The organism is Helicobacter pylori, from assembly GCF_014498195.1.
Taxonomy (GTDB): Bacteria; Campylobacterota; Campylobacteria; order Campylobacterales; family Helicobacteraceae; genus Helicobacter; species Helicobacter pylori_DO.
In genome coordinates this window covers 19,944-41,628 of the sequence record NZ_JACTGH010000013.1, presented here as the reverse complement: position 1 = coordinate 41,628, position 21,685 = coordinate 19,944, and the positions used below count along the sequence as shown (strand labels likewise).

The 21,685-nt window shown below is 35.4% G+C and carries 11 protein-coding genes and 1 pseudogene; all 12 read left to right on the top strand.

Annotated elements, in window-relative coordinates:
- Positions 1-125: 125 nt before the first annotated feature.
- Positions 126-2,207 (top strand): annotated as a pseudogene (locus H7N67_RS06705) (VirB4 family type IV secretion/conjugal transfer ATPase); the annotation flags it as partial.
- 1 nt (position 2,208) lies between these two features.
- Positions 2,209-2,343, top strand: coding sequence for a type IV secretion system protein VirB7 (locus H7N67_RS08005; RefSeq protein ID WP_232263032.1), 135 nt, complete (start codon positions 2,209-2,211; stop codon positions 2,341-2,343).
- On the top strand, positions 2,336-3,502 hold the full coding sequence (locus tag H7N67_RS06700; protein WP_187939461.1) for a VirB8/TrbF family protein: 1,167 nt from the start codon (positions 2,336-2,338) through the stop codon (positions 3,500-3,502). The genes H7N67_RS08005 and H7N67_RS06700 overlap by 8 nt, the downstream gene beginning before the upstream one ends.
- Positions 3,499-5,145, top strand: coding sequence for a TrbG/VirB9 family P-type conjugative transfer protein (locus H7N67_RS06695; RefSeq protein WP_187939460.1), 1,647 nt, complete (start codon positions 3,499-3,501; stop codon positions 5,143-5,145). Before H7N67_RS06700 ends, H7N67_RS06695 begins: the two co-directional genes overlap by 4 nt.
- Entirely contained in the window at positions 5,142-6,350 is a 1,209-nt protein-coding gene (locus H7N67_RS06690; RefSeq protein ID WP_187939459.1) for a DNA type IV secretion system protein ComB10, read from the top strand. Before H7N67_RS06695 ends, H7N67_RS06690 begins: the two co-directional genes overlap by 4 nt.
- The gene (locus tag H7N67_RS06685; protein ID WP_187939458.1) at positions 6,334-8,574 is read left to right on the top strand and encodes a collagen-like protein; all 2,241 of its coding nucleotides are present in this window, start codon (positions 6,334-6,336) and stop codon (positions 8,572-8,574) included. The genes H7N67_RS06690 and H7N67_RS06685 overlap by 17 nt, the downstream gene beginning before the upstream one ends.
- Positions 8,575-8,586: 12 nt before the next feature.
- Positions 8,587-9,528: a hypothetical protein gene (locus tag H7N67_RS06680; RefSeq protein ID WP_187939457.1), complete on the top strand. Its 942-nt coding sequence runs from the start codon at positions 8,587-8,589 to the stop codon at positions 9,526-9,528.
- A gap of 17 nt (positions 9,529-9,545) precedes the next feature.
- Entirely contained in the window at positions 9,546-9,821 is a 276-nt protein-coding gene (locus H7N67_RS06675) for a hypothetical protein (protein WP_187911001.1), read from the top strand.
- Positions 9,822-9,825: 4 nt separating this feature from the next.
- Complete coding sequence (locus H7N67_RS06670) at positions 9,826-10,770, top strand: CpaF/VirB11 family protein (protein WP_187939456.1); 945 nt, start codon at positions 9,826-9,828, stop codon at positions 10,768-10,770.
- A complete protein-coding gene (locus H7N67_RS06665) occupies positions 10,767-11,285 on the top strand; it encodes a replication regulatory RepB family protein (protein ID WP_187939455.1) in 519 nt (172 codons plus the stop codon). Before H7N67_RS06670 ends, H7N67_RS06665 begins: the two co-directional genes overlap by 4 nt.
- Complete coding sequence (locus H7N67_RS06660) at positions 11,282-13,546, top strand: type IV secretory system conjugative DNA transfer family protein (RefSeq protein ID WP_187939454.1); 2,265 nt, start codon at positions 11,282-11,284, stop codon at positions 13,544-13,546. Before H7N67_RS06665 ends, H7N67_RS06660 begins: the two co-directional genes overlap by 4 nt.
- 19 nt (positions 13,547-13,565) lie before the next feature.
- Positions 13,566-21,572: an SNF2-related protein gene (locus tag H7N67_RS06655; RefSeq protein WP_187939453.1), complete on the top strand. Its 8,007-nt coding sequence runs from the start codon at positions 13,566-13,568 to the stop codon at positions 21,570-21,572.
- The last annotated feature ends 113 nt before the right edge of the window (positions 21,573-21,685 follow it).

Genomic DNA, 21,685 nt, shown 5'->3' with positions numbered 1-21,685 from the left:
AACTTTGATTTTTAATAGAATGCACTAAAAAGCGAATGGATCTAGGTGAAACGATATTCAAATACCTAACAGATATGCACTTACATCTCCGCCCTAAAGGACGGAGTTTTTCGTGCTAGTGGGATAAAGAGAATGAAGATAACTCCAATGAGACCCATTCAAACACAAGCTCTAAAAAAGACAAGAAAAACAAGTTCAAAAAAAAGACAACCTTTAGCGCCACAAGTAAAAGAGCCTTACTCATTCAAACCATAGAAAGAGTGAAAAACGCATTAAGAGAGTTTAAACCCACTCTCTTAAATTCTAAAGAAGTGTTGAATTTCTATGCGGAGTATATCAATGGCAAATACATCGCCTTTAATCCTAAATTAAAGCGACTAAGCGATAGCTATATTGCTAGTAATGTGCATTTTAAAAAAGATTACTTTGTCATTGAATTTCAAAATCAAAGCACCTTTTGTGCGTGTGTGGGTATTAAAAACTATGAGAGTGAAGAAATTTCTTCTCTCCCCATTTCTACCCTTTTACACACGCAAATTGAATTAGATTTAATCTTTCATATCCGTTCATTAGGGCAGTTTGAAAGCTTGAATTTTCTAAAAACCAAGAAAAAACTCACGCTTTCTAAAATTGTTAAAAATGATATTGATGATTATATAGAATTGGTGCAAGCCAATCGTTTGAGTATGCAAGAGTGCGCCTTAAACTTAGTTATAAGAGCTAAGAGCAAAGCCAAATTAGACAAATCTTTAAAAGAGATTTTATCCTTGCTTAATAACGCTGGACTAGGCAGTGTTACAGAAACCATAGGGCTAAAACCCTCTTATTTTTCATTCTTCCCCAATAATGCAAACATTAACCCTAGAATGAGAAATCAAACTTCCCAAGTGATAGCCTCTTTAATCTTGTTTGAAAAAAATAATACAGGTTTTAGGGCAAATTCTTGGGGTGATATGCCTTTATCTGTGTTTAAGAACCTAGACCATAGCCCTTATTTGTTTAACTTCCACAACCAAGAAGTCAAACATAAAGGCGTGTTAGCCCATAATGTTGCACGAGTGGTAGGGCATACGATGATTATAGGAGCAACAGGAGCTGGTAAAACCACGCTCATTAGCTTTTTAATGATGAGCGCTTTGAAATACTCTAACATTGATATTCTAGCTCTTGATAGATTAAATGGTTTGTATTCTTTTACCAAGTATTTTGATGGGATTTATAATCAAGGCGAAAACTTTCATATTAACCCTTTTTCATTAGAAGATAGCGCAACTAATAGAGCCTTTTTATTGCATTTTTATGCCCAAATGGCAAAAGTGGATAGCTATGATGACCATAAAGATAAAGTAGAAGATAAAACAGCCCTAATAAATGCTATTGATACTATGTATAGAAATTATAACGATGAAGTCAAACAAGCCAAATTTAGCAACCAAGAATTACCCCTTCCTTTTGATTTAAAAGAGTTTGTCAATACCATTGTTAAAACTAATACAAACATTTTAGATAGTAGTTTTGAAGACTATTTAAGATCTTCCTTATTTTCTAGCCGAATGGATAGCCTAGATTTTAAAACTCGCATTAGCACCATAAATACCGATAGCATTTTACATAATGATGATGACGCTGGGCTTTTAGCCTACTATGTATTTCATAAGATGATTGATAGAGCCTTGAAAATCAATCGTGGTTTTTTATGCTTTATTGATGAATTTAAATCTTACGCACAAAATGAAATGATGAATAAAAAAATCAATGAAATCATTACCCAGGCTAGAAAGGCTAATGGAGTGATTGTTCTAGCCTTACAAGACATTAACCAGCTAACTGAAGTGAGAAACGCTCAAAGCTTTATTAAAAATATGGGGCAGTTGATCTTGTATCCCCAAAAAAATATTGATACCAAAGATTTAAACGATAAATTTGGCATTAGACTGAGCGATACTGAAAAGCATTTTTTAGAAAACACCGCCGTTAATGAATACAAAGTCTTGCTTAAAAACATGAATGATGGCTCATCTAATATTATAGATGTGAGCCTTAGTTCTTTGGGCAATTACTTACAAATCTTTAGCTCCAATTCTAGCATGGTAGAACATATTGAAAATCTCATTAAGCATTACCCTACTACTTGGAAAGAAGTCTTTGTCAATAACAAATACGAAAGCTTTGATGACAAAAAACACTTAGAAAAGGTGCTTGCCTAACATGAAAAAGATGCAATACCTAGCTTTTATATTAGTGGCTGTGCTTTTAAATGCATGCTCATATAAATTCATAGAGATGAAAAAATCCCCTTGTGCATTAAATGCATCCACAATTCAAGGGGGCTTATATGTCTAATTTACAAGAGATAAGAGAGCATTTAAAAGAATTAGAAAATTCCTTTGAAATAGGCTCTTTTTCTAAAGAAGATATTAAAGAATATGCCAAATGCTTTTTTATGGGATTAAGCATGTTTTTAGCCCAACAAAAAGAAGAGCAAGATAAATACAATAAAGAAAAAGATTGCCATAAAGAAGCGCTTTTAAATCAAGATGCCAAAGAAAATAAAGAAGAGCTAGTTAAAAACATTCAAACAAACATTGCTAAAAACCAAGAGCTAGAAAAAATCTCTTTTGAAAAATGGGCGAATAAAATTCAAGAAAGGGTATTGCCTGAGTTAGAACGCATTGTTACGCACAAGCTTAAAGACAATGTTATGCCAAAATTAAACGCTCAGCTAGAGAGTTTTAAAAAAGATGAATTAGATTTATCTAGCGTATTTGAAATACAAAGAAAGAACACTCAAATGGCGTATAGACTAGCTATAGGAGGTTTAATAGGAGTTATCTCTTTAAGCGTGGCTCTAGCTTTTTTAATGCCTTTAAAACAGATTGAACCTTATTTTGTGGATTTTGCCAATAGCGATAAACATTTTGCAGTGGTGCAAAAAGCAGACACTAAAGTAGATTATGGCGAGGCGTTTTTAAGAAATCTAGTCGGCTCTTACATTATGGGTAGAGAAACTATCAATCATATTGATGACAAAATCCGCTTGAATGAAACCATAAGAGAGCAAAGCTCTGATGAAGTGTGGAAGACTTTAGAGCAGTTAGTATCAGGCAAGGGCAGTATCTATTCTAAGTCCAATATGGATAGAGAAATTAAAATCATCAATATTTCTATCTATAAGCAAGGTAAACAACAAAATATCGCTGTAGCAGATATTGTGGCTAAGGTCTTTGATAAAGGCTATTTAATCTCTGAAAAACGCTACAGAGTGTCTTTAGTCTATCATTTTAAGCCCCTTATTCAATTTGATTATAGTTCTATGCCTAAAAACCCTACAGGCTTTATCGTAGATAAATATTCCTTGAGTGAAATCGCAAGCATTAAAGCCCTAGATAAGACTTATAAAAAAGTAGAAAGACCCCATTCTAAAATTGAATACAAAAAACCTGAACCAACTAACCCTCAAAACAACCCAGCTAACGAGCCTAATAATAAGGGAGAACAATGACTAGAGTATTTGGGGGAATTAGTTTTATAATATCACTCTTAGCTCCCTTATTAGCAGAAAATAACATTCAAAATTACAATGAGCCAATGGATTATTCAAAAGGCGATGTTTTCTTACAACCGTTTAATAACCAAACTAACCAAGAAGCACAACCTAGCGCTAACCACAACACACAGCCTAATTCTATGCAAACACCTATGCCAAATCAAAACCCTTATTCACAACCCACCACACCTATACAAAATAACCAACCAAATAACGCACAAACTCAAACAATGCTAAATAACGCCAAGCAATTCACTAATAACGCTCTTAATAACACTAAGCAAACTATCACTAACACCACTAATTATGTCAATAATAAGCTTAGTCCAAAACCTAATGATGTGCCTATTAGTGCGTTTAAAGACAATAGAGACCTTAATAATCAAATAGAACCTAATGTATCAAATGATGAAACTAAAGAAAGCGATGAAAATAGCGATAGCACCCTAAAACCCATGACTAATTTTAACGCTATCCAAAACAACTTCTTTGCTAAGAACCGCTCTATCAAAGATAACGCTCATTTTATCCATTACACCATAGGCGATACTTTCAATATTCGCCTAAGATACGCCATGACAACCACTTTTATCTTTGATGAACCCATTGCTCAAGTAGTCTTAGGCGATGATATAGGTTTTTCTACTAAAATGCTAGGCGAAGATAAAGAGCGTTTGATTTCTAATATTTTGCTCATTAAGCCTTTGCAAATTGGAGTAGATAGCAACCTTACTATCATTGGAAAAAGCGGTAAGGTGTATAGCTTTTATGTGTTTTCAACCACTTATACGAGCTCTAAAAACCCAGCCTTAATGGTGTATATTTCTTCTAAAGAGTATTTTAAAAATTTCACTACCACTAAGAAAGAAATCAACAAAGAAAATAAACCCACTCATAGCACCCAAAACAAAGACATTAAAACAAGCCATAATGTCCCTAAAAAGATAACTAAAAAATCACCAAATATTAAAGAGCAAAACCCACTTACAAAATCTAAAAACCCTACTACCACTAAAATAGCGTTAGCAAATGCTCCCATTTCTTTAAATCGTTTCAAATCCCCTAGCTATCCACCTAGTAACGCTTTAGCTAATTCTAGAAAGGCTTCAGAAAATTTTAAAGTGATTAGCAATCAAACTAAAACTTTCAAAGAGCATAGACACAGCCAAGATGAAATGAAATATGTGGATTACTCCGCCAAAATCAAAGATGATGGCAAATTCATTAAAATTGGGGACAATGTCAATCACATCTATATCAACAAGAAAAAAATGGAATATGGCTATATCATTATAGACAAGAAAAAACGCAAATGGTATTGCTTATGGATGTGTAAAAAGGTTGTCAAATCCAAATACAAAGATGATTTACCCACTCAAATCTTTAATGATGAGCAATTTACCTATTTTAAATTTAACCGCTCTAATGCTAGAAGTAAATTCCCTGTAGTTTATAAAGTTATAGATGGCTATGATAATCCTGTTAATAGCAGAGTAGTAGGCGATTATCTAATCGCTGAAGATGTCTCAAATCAATGGAATTTAAAGCTTGGTAAAGCCTATCTTTGTATAGAAAAGATAGCAAAGAGGGCAAGATGAAACAATCCTTGCTTAAAAAGATAGGCTTAGGTGTTGGGGGCTTTGTTGTTTTAATGGCATTAGGATTGCTTGCTAATAAAGGCTCAAACAATAACAATAAAGAAGAAATCTTTCAAGTAAGTGAGAGTAAATTCCCTTTAAGTGATTATTTCTTTGAAGAAGTCAAAGAAGAGCCAAAAGAAAAAGCCAAAGAAACACCAGAAGTAACTACCCAAGAGCCTACAACACAAACTAGCCCCAATCCTAGTGTTTCAGCTAATCCTAACATTAAAGATTATAGTCATCTTAACAACAATCTTAATCAGCAAAATAATACTATCACGCATTTACAACAAGTTTTACAAAGCCCCTCTAAAATAAAGCCTAAACCAAAGCATACTAAAGAGCAATTAGAATTTTTAAACACACGCCTTAAACCTTTAGAACCAACTAAACCAGCCACTAAGCCTGAGACGGAATACGGCGTGGATAGTTTTACTAATTTAAAATATAAAGACATCGGCACTAATGAGCATAAGCTTTTAAGAACCATAACCGCTGATAGAATGATACCAGCCTTTTTAATCACGCCTATTAGTTCTCAAATCGCTGGAAAAGTAACTGCCCAAGTAGAGAGCGATATTTTTGCCTCTATGGGTAGAGCGGTGCTAATCCCTAAAGGCTCTAAGGTTATAGGCTATTACAACAACGATAATCAAATCGGACAATACCGCTTAAACATTGCTTGGACTAGAATTATCACCCCTCAAGGCATAAATATCATGCTCACTAATGCAAGAGGGGCTGATGTGAAAGGCTATAATGGCTTAGTAGGCAAATACATTAGCCGAAATTTTCAACGCTATGGTATCCCCTTACTCACCAACACGCTTTCTAATGGGCTTTTAATAGGAATTACTTCAGCCTTAGCTAATAGGCAAAATAGAAAGGGTGATGGCAACCCTTTTTTTGGGGATTATTTGCTTATGCAACTTACTAGAAACACAGGCATGGGGATTAACCAAATCATCAATCAAATGCTAAAACAATATGGAGCGCAAAACCCCATTATCATCATTAGAGAGGGGAGCAGAGTGTTTATTAGCCCTAATTTAGACATTTTTATCCCTAAACCAAAAGATGGGGAGGTTCTAGCGGAGTTTTTTAAAGAGAAAAAACCCCTAATCAAAACAAAAGAGGAAATTAACAATGAAGAAGAAATCTAATGTTTTTAAAATTTTAATGAGTTTATGTTTAGCACCTTCAAATAGCCATGCTCTTGTCATTCAGACTATGCAAGATTGGAATTTAAGAAAAAATAGCGAATTTAAAGCTTTGGTAGTTGTGGGTAATAAGGTGCAAGAAAACACTCTTGCTATGGGTCATTACAAGGTTTCTAAGAATAGGGCTAATCTCTCTATTATGGTAACTCATATTAAAAAGGGCAATGATTATAAGACCTTACAAAGCCCCCCAAACGCCATTAAAGAAATTAAAAGCAAACTGGTTCTTAAAAAAGGCACAAGGATTGTCTTAGGTGGCGAGAATGATAGCGAGATGTCTAGTGCCATAGGTATAAATAAAAACACTTATACTTCTAGTAAAAATGGCAAAGGTTTTAGTGGGAGTGGGGCAAGTGGCATGGGATATGCAAGTGGTTATGGAGGCACAAGCAATAACGCTGGCTCTAATGGCACAAGTGCAAATGGAGTAAATGGCACTTCTGGTAATAATGGGGCTAAAGGGGAAAATGGAAGTAGTGGAGCAAATGGAGCTAATGGCACAAGTGGTTATCAAGGCGTAGGCTCTAACCCATTCCCCCCAATTGCTGGGAGTGGAAATGGCTCTAGTGGGAGTTCTAATAGTGGCTATACCCCCTTTATGAGTGGAGGCGGAGGTATAGGAGGCATGGGAGGGGGCTTTATTCCTTTCCCTTATTCCCCCGGACTTCAAAATGGTAGTGGTGCTAATGGAATTAATGGCACTAATGGAATTGATGGCACAAGCGGAGCTAATGGGAGTAATAGTGCTAATGGAGGCACTGCTAGTGCAGATAGCCATTATACCAATGAATTTTGCACCGCTCCTATTAGAAATGGCAATACGATGAATATAGACATTGTGGATAGAAATGGCTCTTGCTTTAAAATGCAAGCCTTTAGAAACGACAATGTCTGTCAATACAGCTATGACTTTGAAAACATGAAAGCCATTAAACAAACGCAATTTTACTTTATTAACAGAGAAAATAAAAGCGTGAATATTGGCGGTTGTGTGGATTTATATGGGGAGCAATTTGAATTTCCTATGTATGAAGATGCCAATAAATGCAAGCTAGATACCACCACTAATAAAGGCTATGGAAGTGGCATGGCAAGTTTTTTTCAAACAGAAATTTTATTTCGTGGGATGGATAACTTAATCCATGTAGCTAAACCTTGCACTGATTTTGCAAATGTGCAAGAACAATTAGTTAAATACGATAATGACCCAAGCACTCGCACTGTTCAAAGAGTGGTTAATCAATACTATATTAACCCCATTACTAAAGAAAAAGTCTTTATCAGTCATGATGTGGTTAGTCCTTTAAAATTTAGCTACCAAACTTATGCGTGCGGTAAATGGCAGTTTGATAACGCTAAATTAGAGGCTTATCGCCCCACTCAAATTCGTATCTTTGATACGGTGTCTAACCAATACTACAATGTAACAGGCTGTGATTACACTTCTGATATGGGTAAAGTGCCTAAAATTATCCAACCTTATACCAAAATCAATGTAGAAAGTAGCGTTAAAGGCGAAGATGTAGGCGATTTAGACACTATTAGTGGCTCAAATTATGATTTGCCACAATATACCACTTTTGAAATTCAAGAAATGTCTTTAAATAGCAGTCAATGGATAACCACTTCTTATTGTAATGATGGATGGGGGTCTTGGACTAAAACACACAGCTATACAGGTTATTCTCAAGGTAATTTACGCACCCTAGCTAAGTGGGTTACACGATATCAGACTATCAATCAAGGCACTACGATTGAATATATCCGCCCTAGAAATGAGGGCGATAGTGATGCTGTGTATGACACCTATAAGTATTACTATGCCTCACAAGCTCAAAAAACGCTCAAACGCATTCCTTTAACTGTCTATATCAATAGTCTTAATTTGAGCGATGAATATCGTAAAAATTTTGAACTCACTACTTTAAGCCAAAAGCTTAATCTCAATAATGGCGTTAAGCAAATCATTAACACGCAAGATTTTACCAATTGGAAAACCACTTATTACCGCCCTAATGGGAATGGTAATTTGTGTATGTCTTATAGCTTTAGCTCTGGCAGTCCTTGGAAATCTAGCAATAAAGGCAGGTATTGCTCATGGGCACAAACGCCTAATGCTAATTATTCTTGTGCCTCACACAATAATTGGATTGTCCCTAACCAATAAGAAAGGAAAGTAATGGATTTACATTTAAAGAAATTCTTGTTTTTAGCTAGTCTTAGTTGCTTGAATGCGAATGAAAGCTTTGTGGATAATAGCGATTTTTTAGCCATTATGCCTAGTGAGAAAGAAGAAGACATTTCACAAGAACAAAAGCTAGAACAAAAGATAGAACAAAAGCTAGAACAAAAGAGTGCTGAATTGTTGCAAAGTCAGGTTAAAAGAGAATTTAAAGAAAAAAAGAAATCTCAAAAACATTTCAAAGCTATGCAAACTAAAAATGGCTTTTTCTTAGGCTCAGAGATTGCCATTACAGGCACAAGTTTAAAACAAAGTTTAAGCCTTATCTCTAATGCTACAGATGATTTAATCACTTATAGCCACACTTCTAGTAATGCTAATTTTAATATGGGCGTTTTAATGGGTTATCAGCATTACTTTGGAGCTACAAAAAGACATGGGATTAAGTTTTCAACGCATTTATATGGAGGCACACCTAGTGCTGTAAGCACCAATATAGACATTTACAATTCTAAGGTTAGCACTAATTACACGCCCTTAAACTTTGGACTAGATATAAAGTATTTGTTTGATTTTTTAAATGTCATTAAAAAGAACCGCCACACACTAGGATTAAGTGTGGGCTTTGGCTGGCGTATGCAATATTATTTTGCAAAAATAGACCCCATAAAAACCATGCGTAGTGAGTTTATCACCAATAAGCCTAAAGATATTTTTAATCATGGTTTTTATCCTACCATTGGACTTCATTATTACTTAAATCATCATCAATTTGAAGTGAATTATCGCTTTGGAGGGGCAATCAATTATCAATCCCTAACTCCTAGCAAAATTGTCGCTCAAAACGGGAATTTTAAGGGCGAAGTCTTATTTTCTAATTTTGTTACCAAAGCGACTAATTCTAGCTACATAGCGTTTAACTACACCTATTTATTTTAATTCTTAAGGAGCCAATGATGTTAGATGAAATCACACAAAAAGACGAGTTAGAACCTATCTCAAATAAGCAAAATCAAGAACCAAAGGAAGTAGAAAAAATGCCATTGAATAATATTCAAAAAGCTAAGGAATTAAAAAACAACGCCAATTTAATTGTTCGACGCACTGATGAATTAGACAAGGCTATCAATAAGCGTGAAAGCTTGCAAAGAGAGTTTGAAAGACGCATTAAGCACTTGGATAACAAGATTGAAACGCTTAGTAAAAAGATTGAAGAATTAAAAAGAAAGTAATTTGATGGACTTAAACAAACTCAAAGATTATAGGGCTTTAAGAAACGCTATTTTAAGGCTCTTGCCTTATTTAGATAGCGGTATTACAGAGCTGATTATGAATAAAGAAAAAGAAATTTGGCTCTATAAGCTTGATGGAACTAGAGAAAAAGTCTTTGATGAAAATTTAGATAAAGCCTTTATGCTTGGTTTTGGGGAACAATTAGCGAGTTTTAGAGATTTGTTCTTTAATGCTAATTACCCCACCCTTAATACTTCCATTCCTACTTCTAGATACAGAGTGAGCATGAACCACTTTGCTATTAGTGCGGATAATGAATTGAGTTTGAATATTAGAGTGCCTAGCGAGAAAAAGTTTGATTTAAAAGCTTTCAAGCTTTCTAGTGTGTGTCAATACGACTATGAGTATTTACAAAAGCTGATGATTGAGGGTAAAAACTTACTCATTAGTGGAGGAACAGGCAGTGGAAAAACAAGTTTTTTAAACGCTCTGATTGAATTTATCCCTAAACACACACGAATAGTGAGTGTAGAAGATAGCGAAGAATTAGATTTAAGAGCGTTTGAAAATCATAAATCCTTGTTAGTGGATAAAACTGAAAGCTCTAAATTTACCTATGAAAACGCCTTGAATATGGCAATGAGAATGAGTCCTGATAGACTTATGGTAGGTGAGATTGACACACGAAATGCCTTGCTTTTTTTAAGGTTTGGCAACACAGGACATAAAGGAATGGTTTCTACTTTACATGCAGATAGTGTACATGGGGTCATAGAGGCGATTGCTTTAAATCTACAGATGAATAAAAGTGGTTTAGATGTCAGTGTAGCAAGAAAATTCTTTGAAAGCAGTGTAGATATTGTCGTTCAAATTGTGCTTGATAAAGCCACTAACACTAGATATATTCAAGAAATCTTACCCACCAAAGAATTAGAAAGTAGCTTATGAAAAAGTATCAAAACAAGCGAAAATTGGGTAAGCGTATCAATTGCTTTATTTCAAATGAATGTAAGGACATTTTAGAAAATTATTTAAAAGTCAAAAAAATTAGCGTTACTGAGTGTATAGAAAGCCTTTTATTAGCCCTAGACCCTAGCAAAGAAACACTAAGAGCAAGGGATTTTTATGAAAGCTTGTTTAAAGTCATCAGTCTTAACCAACATGTCTATAAAGAACTTATGGCTAATGGTAATAACATTAACCAAATAGCCAAGAACACCAACATTGCCATTAAGTATAACAAGCCCTTTTATTTGCAGAATTTAGCATTCTTAGAAGAGCTTTTTAAGACTATGGATACGCTCAATAAAAACATAGAAGATTGCAAAAAAATCTCTTTGGAATTGTTGCTTCAAATCTATAAAGAGCAAAAAAGCGAAACAGAGCTTAACACCATCTCAAAAATTCTCAATGCTCTTAATGAAAAACAATCTACTACTGAGCCAAAAAAGGATAATGAATGAAAATGCAATTTGTGAAAGCTTTTTGCGTGCTTTTTAGCATTTTACTTATCCCCTTATTTTTTATCTTTGCAAATTATTATGTTTTTGATGCCCTAAAGTCGTTTAGACAGGCTTATTTCTTTTCTCAAAGCGTGTTTATAGGACTTTATAAGGGGGCGAGTATCTTAGATTTAAAATTTGAAGTCTATATCACTATGATAATGTCTTTAATGCCCTTAGTAGCTACGATTTATATGAGTATTCAAAAGACTAAAGAAACTTCGCATGGCTATGCGAGATGGGCTAATGTTAAAGACATAGAGTGCTTTAAAGTCTTTAGTAAAGAGGGCTTTTGTAAGGTAGTGCATAGATTAGGGGTGCAATTTGACAAGGGCTTTATTCTAGGTAAATTTGGTTTTCCAAAACTTAGAGATGTGTGTTATGACAAGCCCTTAGGAGCCATGATTGTTGCACCCCCTGGAGCTGGTAAAACCGCATGCGTGGCTTTACCCAATTTATTAACTTTGCCTAATAGCTGTATTATCACTGATATTAAAGGCGAACTAAGAGATAAGACTGCTGGATATAGACAAAAATTCTTAAACAATAGGATTTTAATCTTTAATCCCTATGGTGATGATAATACTTGTTATTTCAATCCTTTTGATAAAAGGATTGTAAAACCCATGAACTTTGACCAACGCCTAAGACTTGTGCAAGAGAATGCTAATAATGTCTTTATTAGCGAAGAAAAGGGCGAAGACCATTGGGTATCTAAAGCGAAAGATTTGTTTAGCTTTTATGCCTTGTATGATGTTTGTTCCAAAGATGAAACAAACTTTTTTGATATAGCTATGGGCCCAAATAGAGACTATATCAATTTAATTGATAAAAGAAGTCGCTATTACAAACAGCTCTATCATCACGACAAAAAGACAGGCGAAATTATCCTAGACCCACAAACTAATGAGCCTATTTTAATTCCTAATGTGAATGCGAGAAAATTGTGGTATTTGCAAGTTTCAGAGCAAAAATACGCTGACCCCAAAGACCTTAGAAATTTTGACCCAAATGAGCCTGAACCAGCCCCTAGAAGTGAAGGGGCGTTAGATGAAATTGTAAGAAATGATGCAAGAGCGTGGGCTAATAGTGCTGAAGAAGAATTTGCAAGTATTATTTCTACTTTCAATCGCTTTGTGTCTGTTTTTAAAAGCAATCAAGTAAGAATTGCTACTTCTAAAATGAGCTTTGATTATGAAGAATTAAGAACAGACAATATCAGTCTTTATATTGTGATTGCTCAAAAAGACATCAACACGCTTGCCCCCTTAGTTAGAGTGATTTTAGAAAGTATTGCTAAAAACTTACTAACTAATGAAAGTTCTAAAAAAGAAGAACGCATTTATATGATTTTAGATGAATTTGTTAGATTTGGTAAGTTGCCTTTCTTGTTAGAAATGCCTGCACTTTGTCGCTCTTATAATGTCGTTCCCTTATTCATCACGCAAGATTATGCGATGATTAGAAAAAATTATAGCGATGATGATTTGAAAATCTTAAAAGGCGTGGTGCATTATAACATTGTTTTTAAGATGAATAGCGCTGAAGATGCTGAGATTGTTTCTAAGGAAGTGGGCGAATTCACTAGACAATCTAAAAATTATTCTACTGAAAAGGGTCAGCTAGTCTTTGGAGGTAGTTCTTCTTATAGCCATGAGGGTAGAAACTTACTCACAGCCCAAGACATTATGAATATAGAATCAGATGAAGTTATTGTCATTGTTACAGGAGCTAAAGCGACCCCTTTAAAACTTAAAGCTAATTATTGGTTTAGAGATAAAGAGCTTTTAAAAAGAGCTAACTTGCCTATTGATTTAGAAGTAGAAAGAAAAAGATTTAAAGAGTCTATGCAATCCACTACAGAAATTGCAACAACCCCTAATCAAAACAAAGCTAACTTAGAGCCAAGCAATAAGGGGGAAAACACAGAAAACAAGGATAGTGAGGGCAAGAACAACGAGAATAACCCCACTACACCACAAAAAGAGAGTGAAAATTCAAATCTAACAGAAAGCGAGAAAGATAATGAAAACCCCCACTACTTCACAAGAAAAAACAAGAATGAAAACACAGAGCAGCAAGAAGATCACAATGAAATTGATGAGATTTTAAAAAAGCCACTGAGTGAAATCAGCATGGAAGAAAAAAGAGCCTTATTTAAGAAAATGCAACAAGGCGATGAACAAAGCGAACAAGAAGTTCTACAAGACACCCAAAGTTAAATTTTAAAAGGAGCAACAAATGGCATATAAACCAAGCAAAAAGAAACTTCAAGCTTTAAGAGAAGAACCGAATTTATTTAGCATCTTAGATAATGGCGATATTGCAACAAACAATCTTGCTGAAGAATCAGACAAGGTCAATGAAACACAAGAATCACTCCCTTATGTCGTAAAAACTCAAATCAATACAGCAAGAATGATTTCTAGAAATCCTATTGAATGGGCAAGGTATTTAAGCTTTGAAAGACGAGTGCATAAGGATAATAGTAGAGAAGATGTCAGTTTCTTTGCTAATGGTGAGATAAAAGAAAGTTCTCGTGTTTATGAAGCGAATGAGGAAGGGTTTGAAAGGCGCATAACTAAAAGATACGATCTGATTGATGCCATAAGAAATAAAGAATTTTTTTCAAAAGAAATTGACATTTTAACCTACACAAACAGCTTAGAAGAATTGAAAGAGCAAGGTTTAGAAATCCAATTGACCCACCACCATGAAACGCATAAGAAAACCTTAGAAAATGGCAATGAAATCGCTAAAGAATACGACTATCTTAAGGATATTTACCACGAAGTAGAAAGAACAAAAGATGGTGAATTGGTAAGAGAAATAATCCCTAGTATTTCTAGCGCTGAGTATTTTAAGCTCTATAACAAACTGCCTTTTGAATCAATAAACAATGAAAATACCAAATTGAATAACAATAACACTATTAAAAATACAATAGAGGCTAATACTTCTATTGGTAACAATATTATTCAAAATAATGATAATAATAATCTAAATTTAAGCATTGCTGATTTAGAATTAGAGCAACAGAATTTAGGAGAACAAAATGGAAAAGAAAGAACAAATCGCGCAGATGAGCCGAATAGAACTAGAGCAGGAATTCCGCAAGAAATTCACCGCAGAAGCGAACATGGAGGATGGCAAGAGGGAGTGGAGCGATCGAGTGATGAAGAACTTTTACACCAAGACTCTAGTTTATTTATTGAGTCTAGAGAGCAGGGAGGAACAAGAGGAGTTTATAGATCTAGCGACCAACAGGCAGTTTCAGAAAAATCCCATAGAGAGAGAGATAGACTACATGAACATGTATCTAGAGGAGATGGAGTATCAGCAAGAGCAGATAGCAATGGAGCATCAAGTCAAGCAAGCCGAATGGAAAATGGAGCAAGAAGCGAAGAAAAGAGGGATTATCCCAGCGATGAGAGAGGAGTATCACCCACACCGCAATCCCCATCTCATCAACAAAATAGCTCCAGAGATTTGGGGCTTTCTCTCTCTAGAGAACAGCCAGGACAGACTGGACGCTTACGCCTTTTTGATCATGGACAGATGGGCTCATTATTTCCCACAGACCATGAAAACCAAAGACAAAGGAGCGATAATGAGCTTGATAGCAGCAGTGATAGAGCAAACGAAAATGGAGACAAAAGCCCTAGACAGAATGGAAGCGCAAATCAAGAGAGCGCAAGGAGTGAGCGATATGGAATTGCTCAAGGAAGCTCAAGTCAATCAGTATTACCACTTGCTCAAAGCCGATTACATCATGCAGGACTCAGCGCACCAAATGGACTTGGAAACCTTGAAGAAGACAGGGATCAAAAGAGAGGACTTTTATCAAATTTAGACCATTTAGAAAGCCTGCTTAACGCTATTAGAAACAACACCATAGCGAGTGAGCCTGACTTTAGATCTAGGCTCTTAGAAGCCATTCAAAACAACGAGCCTTTAAAAGATAGCATTGTAGGGATGCAGCTCCTTAAAGACCCTACGACTAAAATCTTTCATGACAAATTCCAATTAAAAATCAGCCCTAAAAAAGTATTAGAGATTTTAGAAAATCGCATTAAAAAATCCATTGAAACAGCGAATGAAACGCTAAACGCATTCAATGCGCTGGATAGTCAAGCCATTGATAGCAACGCTATTTCTAATAGTGTAGGATTAAATCCCACACAAGAGAGTGGAATAACAGACAATAGCGTAGAGTTAAATAACGCTCAAGAACAAACCGCGCAAGAGCAAGACACACAAGAAAACGCGCAAACCACGATAAAACAAGAAACACCAACCGCACCAGCCATCCCCTTTAATTCTAAAATAGATTTTAAACCGAGCGAAGAAGTTTTAATTAAGGGAGCTAAAACCCGCTATAAGGCTAACATAAAAGCCATTGAGCTTTTAAAAGAATTGCAAGCCAAACAAGAGATCTTAAAAGGCGATTATTACGCCACTTTAAAAGAGCAAGAAATCCTAGCGCAATTTAGCGGATGGGGTGGGTTAGAAAGCTACTTTAAAAAAGATCAACACCCTAAAGAATTTGAAGAATTAAACGCCTTACTCACTAAAGATGAATTCAGAAGAGCTTATTCGAGCGCAAGAGACGCTTACTACACTCCTAAATTAGTTATTGATAGCATTTATCAAGGATTAGATCAATTAGGGTTTAATAACGACAACCATCAAAAAGAAATCTTTGAACCCAGTTTAGGCACAGGCAAATTCATCGCTCATGCACCAAGCGATAAGAATTACCGCTTTATGGGAACAGAATTAGATCCTATTAGCGCTAATATTTCTAAATTCCTTTACCCTAATCAAATCATCCAAAACACCGCTTTAGAAAACCACCCATTCTATCAAGAATACGATGCGTTTGTGGGCAATCCTCCTTATGGCAGTCATAAAATCTATAGCTCCAATGACAAAGAATTGAGTAACGAGAGCGTTCATAATTACTTTTTAGGGAAAGCTATCAAAGAATTGAAAGATGATGGCATAGGAGCGTTTGTGGTGAGTTCTTGGTTTATGGATAGTAAAAACCCTAAAATGAGGGAACACATCGCGCAAAGCGCCACCTTTTTAGGAGCGATAAGATTGCCTAATAGCGTGTTTAAAGCAACAGGCGCTGAAGTAACTAGCGACATTGTGTTTTTTAAAAAAGGCGTTGATGAAGCAGCCAATCAAAGCTTCACTAAAGCTATGCCTTATTATGACAAGATCATTGATAGCTTGGATAATGACACCCTTTTTGCCTTGCAAAACAACCGCTTTGATAGTTTTACTCCTAGCGATCAACTTAAGATTGTCAATGCGATTGCAAGCCATTTTGGTTTCAAACAAGAAAAATTGCAACGCTGGTATGAAAAAATAGACACCGCTAACTTTGGCTACAGAGAACAAGACTATAAGATCATCAAAGGCTTCATTGATAAAGTTGGCGAGAATGATATCAATCTCAACGAACAAACTTTAAATGAATACTTTATCCACCACCCTGAAAACATTCTGGGGCATTTGAGTTTGGAAAAAACCCGCTATAGCTTTGAAATAAATGGCGAACAAATTTACAAATACGAGTTGCAAGCTTTAGAGGATAAAAGCTTAGATTTATCCCAAGCTCTTAATCAAGCGATAAAAAAATTGCCTAAAGATGTCTATCAATACCATAAGACTACCCTTAAAACAGACGCTCTCATCATTGATACAAATAACGAACGCTATCAAGAAGTTCAAAAGCTTATCAAAAATTTAGAAAGGGGGGAATTAGTCAAGTGGGATAATCTTTATTTCCAACTAGAACGAAATAATGAAATGGGCATCTTTTTAAAACCCACTAAAATCAACTCTAAAGTCCAAGATTCACGACTAAAAGCCTATTTTAAAATTAAAGACGCTTTGAATGATTTAACGAGCGCGGAATTAAACCCCTTAAGCTCTGATTTGGAGATAGAAAGTAAAAGAATTAGGCTCAATCTTGTTTATGATGAATTTGTCAAGAAATTTGGCTATCTCAATGAGAATAAAAATCGTAAGGACATCAAACAAGATTTGTATGGCGCTAAAGTCTTAGGATTAGAAAAAGACTTTGAAAAAGAAATCACCCCTAGAAGCGCCAAAATGCAAAACATAGAGCCAAGGCAAGCTCAAGCTAAAAAAGCTCAAATCTTTTTTGAAAGGACCTTAAACCCTAAAAAAGAACTTATTATCACTAACGCTAAAGAGGCATTAATTGCAAGCATCAATCAAAAAGGGGGTTTGGATTTGCATTTCATTAGGAATCATTTCGCAACCCAAAGCTTAGAAACCACGATTAAAGAACTTTTAGAGCAAAAACTTATTTATAAAGACCATAAGGATAATGGCGACTATGTTTTAGCGAACGATTATTTGAGTGGCAATGTAAAAAGAAAACTCAAAGAAGTTAAAGAAGCCATCAATCAAGGCGTGGAGGGATTAGAGGCTAATGTGAAAGATCTAGGGCTGATTATCCCTAAAGATTTGAAAGCCACTGAAATCATGGCTAATATCAACAGCCCTTGGATACCCACTCAGTATTTAGAAGAGTTTTTAATAGAATTGAGCGCTAACCATTATGAAAAGCAATACGGCGATAAAATGACAGATTACCAACTAGGCAATCTCAAAGAAGACATCAAAGTAGAACACCTAAGCGGTGCTTATGAAGTTTTTGTTAGAAACAATGAATTGAACGAGCTTTATGGTATCAGGCATAAAGACAAAGCGCATTCTTATAAAGTGCCTTTTGAAAGCCTTTTAAATAAAGTCTTAAACAACAAGGATTTGAGCGTTAAATACGCCCAAGTTGATCCTAATGACCCTAAAAAAGAAATCTTTATCACTGATGAAGAGCAAAGCAATCTCGCTAGACAAAAAGCAGAAGAATTGAAAGAAGCTTTTAAAGACTGGATTTATAAGGATTATACAAGAAGAACCCATTTAGAGCAAATCTATAATGACACTTTCAACAATTCTGTTTTAAAAACCTATGATGGCTCGCAATTAGAACTAGAGGGCTTTAACCACCATATCAGCTTGCGCCCCCACCAAAAGAACGCTATTTTTAGAACCATCCAAGACAGGGCGGTGTGTTTAGACCATCAGGTTGGAGCAGGCAAGACTTTGTGCGCTATAGCTAGTTGCATGGAACAAAAACGCATGGGATTAGTGAATAAAACGCTCATTGCCGTGCCTAACCATTTAACCAAGCAATGGGGCGATGAATTTTATAAGGCTTACCCTAACGCTAATGTGTTAGTTGTTGATAGCAAGGACATCACTGAAAAAGAAAGAGAACTTTTATTCAATCAAATCGCTAACAACAATTATGACGCTGTGATTATCGCGCACACCCATTTGGAATTATTGTCTAACCCTAGAGGAATCATAGAAGAATTGAAAGAAGAAGAGCTAGTGAATGCCGAAAAAAACTTTGAAAGGCAAGAACTGGCTTATAAAAATAACCCTAGAGAAACTAAAAAACCCAATGAAAGAGCCTTTAAAAACAAGCTGGATAAAATCCGCGCTCAATACGATGCGATTTTAGAAAAACAAGGCTCTCATATTGATATTAGTCAAATGGGGATTGACAATTTGATCGTGGATGAAGCCCATTTATTCAAAAATCTAGCCTTTGAAACTTCTATGGAAAAAATTGCAGGGCTTGGTAACCAGCAAGGCTCTAATCGCGCCAGAGATTTGTTGATTAAAACGCGCTACTTGCATCAAAACAATAAGAAAATCATGTTTTTAACCGGCACGCCTATAGCTAATTCCTTGAGTGAAATGTATCACTTGCAACGCTACCTGACCCCTGATGTGTTGAAAGAAAGAGGGTTAGAATTCTTTGATGATTGGGCTAAGACTTATGGGGAAGTGGTGAATGATTTTGAATTAGACACTTCCGCTCAAAGTTATAAAATGGTTAATCGCTTTTCTAAATTTAGCGATGTGCAAGGCTTAAGCACCATGTATAGAGCTTTTGCGGATATTGTCTCCAATGATGATATTTTAAAACATAACCCCCACTTTGTGCCTAAAGTGTATGGGGATAAACCTATCAATGTGGTGGTGAAAAGAAGCGAAGAAGTGGCTCAATTTATTGGCGTGGCTGATGAAAATGGCAAATATAATGAAGGCTCTATCATTGATAGGATGCAAAAATGCGAGGGTAAGAAAAGCAAAAAAGGGCAAGACAATATCCTTTCTTGCACCACAGACGCTAGAAAAGTGGCTTTGGATTACCGCTTGATTGACCCTAACGCTAAAGTAGAAAAAGAATTTTCTAAAAGCTATGCTATGGCAAAAAATATCTATGAGAATTATTTAGAAACTAATGCCACTAAAGGCACACAACTTGGTTTCATAGGTCTATCCACACCCAAAACCCATAGCCAAAAAGTGAGTTTAGAAGCGCTAGATAACGCTCATGAGACAGAAAATAAAAATCCCCTAGATGAAGCTCAAGAACTTTTAGAGAGCTTGTCTAGTTATGATGAAAATGGCAATCTTATCGCTCCTAGCAAGAAAGAATTAGAGAACGAACTCAAAGAGAAAGAGGCTAAAAGCGTCAATTTAGATGAAGAGCTGGCTAAAGGCTGTAAGTTTGATGTTTATAGCGATGTTTTAAGGCATTTAGTCCAAATGGGTATCCCACAAAATGAAATCGCTTTCATCCATGACGCTAAAACCGAAGAACAAAAGCAGGATTTGTTTAAAAAGCTCAATCGTGGCGAAGTCAGGGTTTTATTAGGCAGTCCTGCTAAAATGGGCGTAGGCACTAATGTGCAAGAAAGATTAGTCGCTATGCATGAATTAGATTGCCCATGGAGGCCTGATGAATTGTTGCAAATGGAAGGGCGTGGGATAAGGCAAGGCAATATTTTACACCAAAACGATCCTGAAAATTTTAGAATGAAAATCTATCGCTACGCCACTGAAAAAACTTATGATAGCCGTATGTGGCAAATCATAGAAACTAAATCTAAAGGCATAGAGCAATTTAGAAACGCGCACAAATTAGGCTTGAATGAATTAGAAGACTTTAATATGGGGAGTTCTAATGCGAGTGAGATGAAAGCAGAAGCAACAGGTAATCCCTTAATTATTGAAGAAGTCAAATTGAGAGCTGAAATCAAAAACGAAGAATCAAAATACAAAGCTTTCAATAAAGAAAATTACTTCAATGAAGAGAATTTGAAAAACAACTCTTCTAAATTGGGTTACCTTAAACAGGAATTGAAAGATTTAGAAATGCTTCAAAGCTCTGTAATGATCCCCACTCATACAGAGATCAAGCTCTATGATTTGAAAAATGAAGAGAGTAAGGATTATGAGCTTATCAAAGTTAAAGAAGTAGAGCCTTTAAAAGAAAACGCCTCTATGAGTGAAGAATTAACGCACAAAAAACTCAAAGAACAAAACAAGCAAATAGCCGAACAAAACAAAGAAAAACTGGACGCTATTAAAAAGCAATTTGCAAGCAACTTGAACACCTTGTTTTTGAATGAAGAAGAAGATTATAAGCTTTTAGAATACAAGGGCTTTGTGGTGAATGCTTATAAAACTAAGTATCAAGTGGAGTTTAGTTTAAACCCTAAAGACAATCCAAATATTGCCTATAGCCCTAGCAATATGGTTTATAAAAACGATACTAGCCAACTGTTTAGCTCTTATAATTTCTGCGGCGAGATTAAATTTGATGGGTTTTTAAAAAGATTGGATAACGCTATCACTAAACTCCCTGAAAAAATCAAGGAATTAGAAAACTCCATTAAAACCACTCAAGAAAATATCGCTAAATACACAAGATTAGTGGAACAAAAACCTCCTTACCCACGACTAGAATACTTGCAAGCTTTAAAAGGGGATCATAAAACTCTAATAGATGATTTAGCTAAAATGAGCAAAGACAGAGATTATAAGCCTGTGTTCAACCCTAAATCTCAAGAAGTCTTAGAGAAAATGAACGCTGAAAAAAGAGCGAGTTTAGAGAATGAGAGTAAAGAAATGACTGAAATTAAAAACAGCAATAAAGAGCAAGAGATTAAGAGGGATATAAAGAGCGATGATGAAGTAAGACAACATATAGAGCAAGTGATTGAGAAAAAAATAGAAAAAGGCACTGAAAATATTTCTTCTAGTGAGCTTATAACCACTAACAATATTGATTACTACGAAAACAAAGAAGTAGAAATCATTAAATCAAGGGGTAGAAGATGAAAAACCAGTCCAGCAAAAAATCTAACAAGCTCTTCAGCTTTTTAAATGGCATTAAGTGGCGTGATTTAATGCTAAAAGAACTCTTACAGAAACAAAATCTACAAAAGAAAGGA